Genomic DNA, 10,383 nt, shown 5'->3' on the forward strand with positions numbered 1-10,383 from the left:
AACGGTGATAAAAAAAATGGTGATAAGGATTTTGAAAGCAACCAGTTGCTTGAGCCTACTGCTGAAGTAAACCAAGTGTTAGCGTAGCAAAGATGAGCCCTGCTTATTTTGTGTTCTAAAAATACGAGCAGGGCCAAGGCCCCACTCCTGTAAAGATTACAGTCTAGACTCGTATCTTCTGAGCATGAAGAGTTTCTTAAGGATCTTCTTGCGTGTTGCAATTTTCTCTTTTTTTCTCTTTTCAGTCTCTGTTTCGTGATTTTTTCTAGCTCTCGCTTCAGTCACGATAAGGTTTCTGTCACATTGTCTTTTGAATTTTCTGTAAGCATCATCAAAAGAGTCACGTTGATTTAGCATAATTCCTGGCATTGAAAAGCACCCCCTTCCTATTGAAATTTCTCCTTGACCACGGAAAAACCGCCTGTCAATCCCTCTCACATGATCCACGAAGATCATCGTGAAAGCGGAGTCCCGAAAACGGGTATCGGAGGACAATAAAGTGGAGAATTATATCGAGTTAGTATTAAATTGTGATAAAATGGATGCAGAAGTGTTTAAAGGAGTTGATATGCAAAAAGTATTTGATAACTGTGTTGCTTTGGATAAGCGATGCTATCAGGCATACGGACTGAGCGAAGATATCCTTATGGAGCATGCTGCAGCGGGGATGGCGAACTATATCCGCAAACATTTTGCAGAAGGGGCATCGGTACTGATCGCAGCGGGCATGGGGAATAACGGGGCGGACGGGATCGCCCTGGCACGGCAGCTTCATGGGGCGTATGATGTCAGACTCTATCTCCCTTTTGCCTTGCGTTCGGAGATGGCAAAAGTACAGTTCGAACGCGCAGTAGCCGTTGGAGTGAAGATGGTCGATGCCATTTCTGAGGCGGAGATCGTGGTGGATGCCCTTTTTGGCGCAGGCCTGAATCGGGATCTGGATGAAGAGACAGTACACATACTGCACCAGCTCAATGCCCTGCATGGGCATAAGATCGCCTGTGACATTCCTACAGGCGTAGGCGCAAAAGGCACGCTGATTCCTATGGCATTTCGTGCGGATGTCACAGTGACCATGGGAGCCTACAAGGAGGCACTGTTCCTGGATGCATGTAAAGATGTCGTAGGGCAGATCCTGCGTGCCGATCTTGGTGTGAGCGCCTCCGTGTATGAAGGAGAGATCCATAGCTGGCTGCTGGAAGCCTCTGATCTGAAGCTTCCCAGCAGGAGAGCACGCTCCACGCACAAAGGAACCTTTGGGCATGCCGCAGTATTTTGCGGGGAGAAAGAGGGGGCAGGGATCATTTCCGGGATGGCTGCTGCGACATTCGGCGCAGGACTCACCACGCTGGTCGTGCATGAAAAAGTGACGCCTCCGCCGTACCTGATGCACGCAACGGTCGTGCCGGACAATGCCTCAGCGATGGCCATCGGTATGGGACTTGGCTGTCATTTTGAGAGTGCGTTCCTGCAAAAGTATGTGGTCAAGAGCCATTTGCCTGTCGTGCTGGATGCGGACAGTTTTTACAGTGAAGAGATATTGGCCATATTGGAGCAAAGAGACAGGGAAGTGGTGATCACGCCACACCCCAAAGAGTTCGTGGTGCTTTGGAAGATCCTGACAGGAGAAGCGCTTTCGGTGGCAGAAGTGCAGGAGAGACGTTTTGAGGTCGTGCGCAGTTTCAATGCCAAATACCCGCATGTCACACTCTTGCTGAAAGGTTCCAATATGCTCATCATGCAGGAGGACCGGCTCTACATCAATCCGCACGGATGTTCAAAGTTAAGCAAAGGAGGCAGCGGCGATGTGCTTTCGGGCCTGATCGTCTCCCTTCTGGCACAGGGCTATACCGCGATGGACGCGGCGATACAGGCCTCTCTGGCTCTGGGCGCTGCGGCAAATAACTATGCAGGCTCTTCGTATGCGATGCTCGCTACAGACCTGGTGAACGAGGTGGGAAGATTAGAGGTAAAATAGTGTAGAATACGCGCATGAAGAAAATAGCCGTTTTATTTAGTGGAAGAGGCTCCAACTTTGCGCATATCGTCGATACCTTGCATGGCAAAGCGTGTGAAGTGGTCGTGGCTCTGACGAACAACCCGGATGCCCAGGGGATAGAGATCGCCAAAGCAGCCTCCATCCCGCTGGAAGTGATAGATTCCAGAGCCTTTGAGAGCAGAGAAGCATTTGATGCCGTGGTCGTAGAACGGCTGCAGCAGTATGCTCCGGACCTGACCGTACTGGCAGGTTTCATGCGTATCCTGACCCCTGTATTTACAGAGCAGATCAAAAGCATCAACCTGCATCCTTCTCTGCTCCCAAGGCATAAAGGACTTAACGCTATAGAAAAAAGCTATCAAGACCCTTACCCAAGCGGCGGGGTCAGTGTACACTACGTCACTTCTGAACTCGACGGCGGAGAGGTCATCCTGCAAAAAGAGGTTTCCAAAGAAGGGCTTACCTTTGAAGCCTATGATGAAAAGGTACGGAGTGTTGAAAAAGAGGCACTGGAAGAGGCCATCAGGGCTGTGCTGGGTTAAACCTCTATCTCATATCTGCACTGATACACTGCTCCTGCAGCGTTCAGGGTACTTTCATAAAGTCCGATCTTTGGAAGGATCCTCCCCAGCATTCTCTCACGGTAGGATCTACGTTTTTCATGAAACGCTTTGTAGTCATGTATCGCTTTGATACGGCAAAACGTGATGTGCGGCTTGAAACGGTAAAGATCAAAACCCGCATTTCTGAATTCTCTGGCCTTGTCATAAAGCACGCGCTTTTCACTTTTGGCAAAAAAGATCTTGGGCGGTCGCCCAAAATATCCCAATTCCCCGATCTCTATTTGGTTCTCCAGCGGAGAGACCTGGGTGAGTTTGTCCAGGATAGGCTTTTCATCCTTGACCTCTCCCAGGAAAACCCAGGTCAGATGCAGCTGTGCTTCCTCCACCCATTTGCCTTCGATGATGCCATCAAAATCCTCCTGAATGGAAGCATAGTCATCGAGGATGACAGGGGAAGCGATAAAGAGTCGCATGGTGCAGCCTTTTTTATTATGATGACTGCTATTGTGACATATTTTTGCATGGTTTCTTTAGGGGCAAGAGGGTTCGAAGGGAAACGGATCATCAAAAAGAAAGCCGAGGAGGGAAAAAGTCGCTATAATTGACAGATGAACCTATGAAACGTGTAGAGGGTAAGTATGTTAAGAAGAAAAGTGGCACTGTTTAAACTGCTGGGTTTTACCGTATCGGTCGATGCAAGCTGGGTGATCATCCTTTTTTTGGTGGTGTGGTCTCTCTCCAAGGGGGTGTTCCCGAGCTATTTCCCCGATCTTGGCGAGCAAACCTATTGGGTCATGGGGGTGGTTGGTGCGATGGGGCTCTTTGTCTCCATCCTCATTCATGAGTTTTCCCACTCTCTGGTAGCCCGCAGGTACGGACTCGATATCAAAGGGATCACCCTTTTTATCTTCGGCGGGGTCGCTGAGATGAAGGATGAGCCTGCCACGCCCAAGATAGAGTTTTTGATGGCCATAGCCGGCCCCTTGGCCAGTCTGATGCTGGCGATCCTGTTCGGGGCGCTCTACCTGGCTGCCAATATAGGGGAGATGATGGTCCCTGTCATCGGTATTTTGTGGTATCTCTCGCTGATCAATATGATGGTCGCGGTCTTTAACATGTTGCCGGCATTTCCCACGGACGGAGGGCGGATACTTCGTGCGCTTTTATGGTGGATCAAAGGCAATATCAACTGGGCCACCCTGGTTGCTTCGCGGATCAGCCTGTTCTTTGCCGTGGGGATCATCTTTATGGGCTTTATGCAGCTGGTCGGAGATAATTCTATAGGGGGACTGTGGTGGATACTGATCGGGTCTTTTCTGTTCAGTGCGGCAAACACCTCGTACGAAAGACTGCTGGTGAAACAGTCTTTTGAGGGAAAAACGGTAAGGCATTTCATGAACAGGGCCCCGGTGACCGTGCCTTCCCACATCACTTTGCAGGCGTTTGTCGACACCTATCTCTACCCCTACCACTACAAAATGTTTCCTGTCACAAGAAACGATAGGATCGTAGGGATCATCACGGTCGGGATCCTAAAATCCCACCTTCATGAAGCGTGGCAGCACCTTGAGGTCGGCAAGGTCATGCAGCCGCAGAATGCAGAGAATTCGGTCGATGCACGTACGCCGATCAACGAAGCGCTGACCAAAATGACCGAGACCGGGATCAGCCGTATGCTGGTCACCGAACAGGGTCGGACCGTGGGCATCATCACGCTGAAGGACCTGCTTGAGTACATAGCCCTGAAAATGGAGCTGGAAACCGTACCGTAGGGGTTGGTTGAAGTACACAGGAGAAAGATGCCCGGGACATTGGTCCTCATTTGTATGATGAGGAAAAAATTTGCTATAATCAGAAAAAAAGGGAGTCACAATGGAAGAATTTGAAACGAACGAACGGAAAAAGCCAGGGTTGTCAAGAGCCCTTTATACGATCCTCTATCTGATCATAGGCAGATTTATCTCTATGGTGCTTTTTGTCATTGCCATTACTCAGTTCATTTACAGCTGGGTGACGGGCGAACCCAACGACAAGCTTTTGGAGTTTACTGAAGGACTGTCAGAGTATGCAAAAGAGCTTGTCTCTTATGTAGGTTTCAATACCGATGAAAAACCATGGCCTGTGGGTGACTGGCCGGATGTTTAAAAAAGAGCTGCTGCTTCCTCTTGATATAGAACAAAGCATCCTGCATCAAGATATAGAAAAATATGGAAAGTTACGGGTTTATTCAAAGGGAGAGATGCTTTTTACCCCTGAAGAGATGCGCAGCATATTCTTCTTTGTACTGGATGGCAGGATCAAGGTCTCTCAGGTCGATCTTGCCAGCGGGAAGGAACAGACACTAAAGATACTGACCCACGGGGATATGTATGATGTCGTAACCCTTTTGGATAACAAGCTGCATGACAATCTGTTGCATGCGTTGGATGAGGTGACGATCATCGTTTTTCCTATGGAGGTGGTGAAAAGGTGGATGCATGAAGATCCTGACTTCAACAAGCTGCTTTTCCCTTATATTGCCAAACAGTTTCGTGACATAGAAGAATTGGCCCTGGACCTCTCCTTTTACGATACGGCGACAAGGCTTTTGAAACTGATCTCCAAAAACATAGACCATCAAGACCAAAGCCGCCTCGGTCTCCTGCACGATCTTTCACATGAAGAGATAGCAAGTCTTATCGGCACGGTACGCAAAGTGCTTAACCGTCATATTCAGACACTCAAGAGTGAGGGGATCATCGACGTGGAGCATAAGAACATCAAACTTAAAGATACACAAAAACTGCTTGACCAACTTCCTTTAACGTAAACAGACGTCTCATTCCCAACGTTCTTTTCAAATGCTACCAAAGTGGCAGAAATTTGTTCCTACCTGAACTATACTACCCCAAATCAAATAGCAAAGGAAATGAAATGTACGTAACAAAATATAATCCGGCAAAAGAACTTTTGGAGCTCAGAAGAGGATTTAGAAATTTTGATTCATTTTTGAATCACTTCATGGAAGACAAGGGAAGTTTCCTGAAAACAGATTTCACTCCTTCTGTCAATACAAGAGAGGGAGAACATGCATATCATGTAGAGGTCGATCTCCCGGGCGTCAACAAAGAGGACATTCATGTCGATGTCAAGGACAATATCGTCACGATCTCAGGAGAGAGAAAGGCCAAAGAAGAGGTGAAAGAGGACGATTATTATAAGGTCGAAAGCTTTTACGGCAAATTTGAGAGAAGTTTCACCCTGCCTGAAAATATCGATGTAGAGAATATCCATGCAGAGTCAGAGGACGGGGTGCTTGAAGTCATTATCCCCAAACTGGTTAAAGTTGAAAACAAAGCGAAAAGAATAGAAGTAAAATAAGAAGGATATAGATCATGGATATCATCGAAAAAACAAGAGAGATAGGCAGCGACATTGAAGAGACACTGGAAAAAGGATATGAAAAAGGAAAAGAGGTACTGAGCAATGTTGCAAGTCACCTTCCTTTTGCAAACCTTGCGAAAAAGAAAAGTGGGGACTTCCATGTAGAGATCGATATGCCAGGCATCAAGAAAGAAGATATCGATGTGAGGATCGATAACCATATCCTGACCGTCAGCGGTGAAAGGAAGATGAAGAAAGAGGTAAAAAAGAAAGATTATTACCTTATGGAGAGCTCATTCGGAAGAGTAGAGAGAAGTTTTTCCCTCCCCAAAGGGATCGATCAGGAGAAGATCAGCGCAACCTATAAAGACGGCAGACTCGTGATCGATCTGGAAAGAGAAGAAAAGCTTAAACCAAGATCGATAGAAGTAAAATAGTTTTTGATGAGTGTATAGATAAAAGAGAGGAATCTGCTTCTCTAAAAAAGTGCTTCTGCCAGGCCGTTTGGCCTGGCACTGTAAAATGTACGACACAAGAGATTTTATAAAGATTCCGGTAGTGTTCAATGTTCTGTATTTTCTGTCAGAGCTGCATCACGCTCGACCGTACGGGGAGTACCGTCATACAGAGATACGAGCAGGTCGAATATCTTTTCTTGGGTAATAGGCTTTATAAAGTGCTCAGCGTCTGTTTTTAAATGCTCTTCATCTTCGAAATAGTTCGGTTCCCGAAGCGGTACACATTGGAGTGGGGCACGTTCTTTGACTTTGGCTATGGTCTCTTTCGTTTTTTCAGTGATCATCTTTTCACTGATGATCAGGATATCATATCTGGACAGGTCATTTCCCTGTTTTTTTAAGGCCTCCATGCCCACATCCACCTCATAAAGAAAATATTGGAACATCTTTTTAAGGCTCTGTGCCGTTTTATCATTGGAACAGAGCAGCAGGATCTTTTTTCCTACTGCAGCTTTATCCGGGAGTCGATAGTGACGTCTGAAACCCAATTCAAAATTTTTAAAAGGTATACTGAGATGCAGGTCTGAAATATTTTCATGGTCATCAACGATCTTGCCTTCAAGCATTTCGAGCTCTTTACTAGCTTCGGTCTCCAAAAACCTCAGGAGTTTTTCTTTTTCCATACCGGTATGCTGGACCCTGAAAGAGATATACTCTTCGAACAAAAAATCTTCCACTGAAGAGAGAGACAAAACAATATCTTTTCTATCGGTATGCTGAAACACAAAAGTGAGCAGTTTACTGAGCAATAGCAACAGGGGCTCTGAATCACCTCGCAATTTCCTCGGTATGGTCGCATCCATTTCATAAATAAGTTCGATACCTTTTTCATACGCACTTTTTTTTACAGAAGCGAACAAAGTTGTCAGTACTGTGTTGATATTGAAGGTCTCTTCCTTACTCTCTTCATTTAAATCCATTCACTGCCTCCCACAAACAAGATACCTCATTGTATCAATATAAGTTTTAATTAACTTTGTATATCGGGAATATAAAAGAAATTCGTCCTCAAAACCGCACATTCATACATAGGTGCAGCAGTAGAATCGGGTAATTGTGTAACATCGAACGCTTGATTCTGGACATTTTGTATATGTGCTGTCTTATTTCCTTTAGACCGACAGAGCTGCTATGTGTGGAAACTCGATAGTGATGCACTGCTTCTAAGAAGAGTAAAGAGAGATACTTTTTGAGTCAGCGTCATAAAACGGTCGAAAGAGTCCAATATGCAAGGAAGTCCCTACATTTCCTGGCAAAAAATGTGAATTTTTGAAACAAATATTTTAAATAGGACAATATTTATCTTAATATGTTGATAATATTGTTGAAAATTAGTTACTTTTTCGAACATAAATTTAATTACCAAGGAACAGTATGTCAAACTTACCAAAAATCATATGGTCAAAGATCGATGAGGCGCCGGCATTAGCTACGTATTCATTGTTACCAATCGTAAATGCTTTCACAAAAGAGGCAGGAGTAGAAGTAGTAGAGAGTGATATCTCTCTGGCAGGTAGAGTTCTTGCTGCAATGGGTCTTGCAGAAGATGAACTATCCAAACTGGGAGAGGTTGTGTTACAGCCAGACGGGAACGTGATCAAGCTTCCAAACATTTCGGCATCCGTAGGACAGCTTAAAGACTGTATCGCTGAACTTCAGGGACAAGGATATGATATCCCTAATTATCCTGAAAACCCTGCAAATGATGAAGAGAGAGCGATCCAGGCGAAATACAGTGTCTGTCTTGGTTCAGCGGTTAACCCGGTACTAAGAGAAGGTAACTCGGACAGAAGAGCAGCCAAAGCGGTAAAAAGATTTGCACAGAACAACCCGCACAGATTGAAGGCGTTCGCGGAAGACTCAAAAGCGTACGTAGCACATATGGGCGGAAAAGGTGACTTCTTCGGACACGAAAAGTCAGTGACACTCGATAAAGCACAAAAAGTGACGATCGCACTCAACGGTAAAGAGCTGACCTCTATCAATGCACTTGAGGGTGAAGTACTTGACGGTACGTTCATGTCCGTAGCAGCATTGAGAGAGTTCTATAAAAAAACGATCCAGGATGCAAAAGAGAAAGGGCTTATCTGGTCTCTACACCTTAAAGCAACCATGATGAAGATCTCTGACCCTATCATGTTCGGTCACGGATTTGAGATCTTCTTCGAAGATGTGTTCAAAAAACATGCAGATACGTTCGCAGAACTTGGTGTGAACCCTAACCTTGGTATGTCAGACCTTGAAAAGAAGATCAAAGGCCACGCAAAAGAAGCTGAGATCAAAGCAGACTTCAAAGCGGCACTTGATGCTGATGCTCCAAAACTTGCAATGGTGGATTCAGATAAAGGTGAAACGAACTTCAACGCATCAAACGATGTGATCATCGATGCTTCTATGCCTGTTGTGGTAAGAGAAGGTGGTAAGCAGTGGGATAGAAACGGTGACGCACTTGAGACAGTTGCGGTGATCCCTGACTCTACCTACGCGATGTTCCACGAAGAGATGGTAGCTGACTGTGTGAAGAACGGTCAGTATGATGTAGCAACTATGGGTACGATGCAGAATATCGGTCTTATGGCGCAAAAAGCAGAAGAGTACGGTTCTCACCCGACCACGTTCGAACTTGCTGAAGCAGGTACGGTAACGGTAACAGGTGAAGATGGTGTACTGATGAGCTTCGAGTGTGAAGCGGGTGATATCTGGAGAATGTCCAGAACCAAAGATATCCCGATCAGAGACTGGGTAAGATTGACGGTTGAGAGAACAAGGATCGAAGGTATCCCTGCAGTGTTCTGGCTGGATGAAGCACGTGCACACGATGCAGAGCTTATCAAAAAAGTGAACGCGTACCTTAAAGAGCATGACACTGCCGGTCTGGATATCAAGATCATGAACGTGACGAACGCTACAAGATTCACGAACGAAAGGATCAGAAGAGGCGAGAACACGATCGCTGTAACCGGTAACGTACTAAGAGACCATTTGACAGATATGTATCCGATCCTTGAGCTTGGAACATCTGCCAAAATGCTTTCTATCGTTCCATTGCTTGCAGGTGGTGGATTGTTCGAAACAGGTGCGGGTGGATCTGCGCCTAAGCACGTGGACCAGTTCCTTGAAACAGGTCACCTAAGATGGGATTCGCTTGGTGAGTTCCTGGCATTGGCTGAGTCACTAAGAATGATCGAGCAGAAAAATCCAAATGCTAAACTTGCTGCACTGACTGCCGGTCTTGATGTAGCGAACCAAGAGTACCTTGATAACAACAATGCACCAAGCAGAAAAGTAGGAGAGCCGGATAACAAAGCGTCCCACTTCTACCTGGCGAAATACTGGGCAACTGCATTGGCTAACTGTGGTAATGCAGAGTTGGAAGCAACGTTCACTTCCGTTGCAAATGAACTGAACGAAAAAGAGGAAGTGATCATTGCTCAGCTTCTAGAAGTTGAAGGTAAACCTCAGGACGTGGGTGGATATTTCCATCCGAATGACGAGTTGGCTGCCAAGGCAATGAGACCTTCTGCTACACTTAATGCAATTATTGATGCTATCTAAGTAAAATATGACAAGAATCGCATTTAAGGTGCGATACTTGTTATAATATGACTTTAGGAGACATAAAATGAACATAGATCTCATTCTTCAAAACATTCTAAATCCACCGATATTATTCTTTCTGCTGGGTATGCTGGCAGTTTTTTTCAAATCAGACCTCTCCATTCCGCAGCCACTGCCCAAACTATTTTCACTCTACCTTTTGATAGCGATCGGGCTTCACGGAGGCTATGAACTCTCCCATAGCGGGTTGAATACCTATATCTTTACAGCGCTTTCCCTGGCCGTTCTGATGGCGATCATCGTGCCGATTTATAGCTATTTTATTTTACGTATCAAACTGGATAACTATAATGCGATCGCGATCGCTGCGACCTACGGGTCG

At 45.7% G+C, this 10,383-nt stretch carries 12 protein-coding genes; 9 read left to right on the forward strand and 3 right to left on the reverse strand.

The genetic code is table 11. The annotated features are described in order from the left end of the window. Nucleotides 1-156 precede the first annotated feature (156 nt). On the reverse strand, nucleotides 157-369 hold the full coding sequence (rpsU, locus tag VIM88_RS07525; protein ID WP_331862276.1) for a 30S ribosomal protein S21: 213 nt from the start codon (nucleotides 367-369) through the stop codon (nucleotides 157-159). A gap of 199 nt (nucleotides 370-568) precedes the next feature. Here rpsU and VIM88_RS07530 point away from each other — a divergent pair, with 199 nt between their 5' ends. Further along, nucleotides 569-1,978: an NAD(P)H-hydrate dehydratase gene (locus VIM88_RS07530; RefSeq protein ID WP_331862277.1), complete on the forward strand. Its 1,410-nt coding sequence runs from the start codon at nucleotides 569-571 to the stop codon at nucleotides 1,976-1,978. 14 nt (nucleotides 1,979-1,992) lie between these two features. After that, entirely contained in the window at nucleotides 1,993-2,541 is a 549-nt protein-coding gene (gene purN, locus VIM88_RS07535) for a phosphoribosylglycinamide formyltransferase (RefSeq protein ID WP_331862278.1), read from the forward strand. On the opposite strand, the gene VIM88_RS07540 is transcribed toward purN, so the two are convergent. Then, complete coding sequence (locus VIM88_RS07540) at nucleotides 2,538-3,035, reverse strand: 2'-5' RNA ligase family protein (RefSeq protein ID WP_331862279.1); 498 nt, start codon at nucleotides 3,033-3,035, stop codon at nucleotides 2,538-2,540. The two genes, purN and VIM88_RS07540, sit on opposite strands and share 4 nt — an antisense overlap. A gap of 165 nt (nucleotides 3,036-3,200) precedes the next feature. Between VIM88_RS07540 and VIM88_RS07545 the strand changes: the two genes are divergently transcribed. The 5 genes from VIM88_RS07545 to VIM88_RS07565 all read left to right on the forward strand — a co-directional run bounded on the left by VIM88_RS07545 (nucleotide 3,201) and on the right by VIM88_RS07565 (nucleotide 6,362). Continuing rightward, complete coding sequence (locus VIM88_RS07545; protein ID WP_331862280.1) at nucleotides 3,201-4,334, forward strand: site-2 protease family protein; 1,134 nt, start codon at nucleotides 3,201-3,203, stop codon at nucleotides 4,332-4,334. Between the two features lie 100 nt (nucleotides 4,335-4,434). Further along, nucleotides 4,435-4,707, forward strand: coding sequence for a DUF4389 domain-containing protein (locus tag VIM88_RS07550; protein ID WP_331862281.1), 273 nt, complete (start codon nucleotides 4,435-4,437; stop codon nucleotides 4,705-4,707). Next, nucleotides 4,667-5,371, forward strand: coding sequence for a Crp/Fnr family transcriptional regulator (locus VIM88_RS07555; protein ID WP_331862282.1), 705 nt, complete (start codon nucleotides 4,667-4,669; stop codon nucleotides 5,369-5,371). Before VIM88_RS07550 ends, VIM88_RS07555 begins: the two co-directional genes overlap by 41 nt. Before the next feature lie 104 nt (nucleotides 5,372-5,475). Then, on the forward strand, nucleotides 5,476-5,922 hold the full coding sequence (locus tag VIM88_RS07560) for an Hsp20/alpha crystallin family protein (RefSeq protein ID WP_331862283.1): 447 nt from the start codon (nucleotides 5,476-5,478) through the stop codon (nucleotides 5,920-5,922). A 14-nt stretch (nucleotides 5,923-5,936) separates the two neighbouring features. Further along, nucleotides 5,937-6,362: an Hsp20/alpha crystallin family protein gene (locus VIM88_RS07565; protein ID WP_331862284.1), complete on the forward strand. Its 426-nt coding sequence runs from the start codon at nucleotides 5,937-5,939 to the stop codon at nucleotides 6,360-6,362. A 125-nt stretch (nucleotides 6,363-6,487) separates the two neighbouring features. On the opposite strand, the gene VIM88_RS07570 is transcribed toward VIM88_RS07565, so the two are convergent. Further along, on the reverse strand, nucleotides 6,488-7,363 hold the full coding sequence (locus VIM88_RS07570; protein ID WP_331862285.1) for a hypothetical protein: 876 nt from the start codon (nucleotides 7,361-7,363) through the stop codon (nucleotides 6,488-6,490). Nucleotides 7,364-7,817: 454 nt separating this feature from the next. Between VIM88_RS07570 and VIM88_RS07575 the strand changes: the two genes are divergently transcribed. Together VIM88_RS07575 and VIM88_RS07580 are read left to right on the forward strand one after the other, a co-directional pair. After that, nucleotides 7,818-9,998, forward strand: coding sequence for an NADP-dependent isocitrate dehydrogenase (locus VIM88_RS07575; RefSeq protein ID WP_331862286.1), 2,181 nt, complete (start codon nucleotides 7,818-7,820; stop codon nucleotides 9,996-9,998). Between the two features lie 67 nt (nucleotides 9,999-10,065). Beyond that, a partial coding sequence (locus tag VIM88_RS07580; RefSeq protein WP_331862287.1) for a sodium-dependent bicarbonate transport family permease occupies nucleotides 10,066-10,383 on the forward strand: 318 nt, incomplete at its 3' end.

Source organism: Sulfurovum sp. (assembly GCF_036568385.1).
Taxonomy (GTDB): Bacteria; Campylobacterota; Campylobacteria; order Campylobacterales; family Sulfurovaceae; genus Sulfurovum.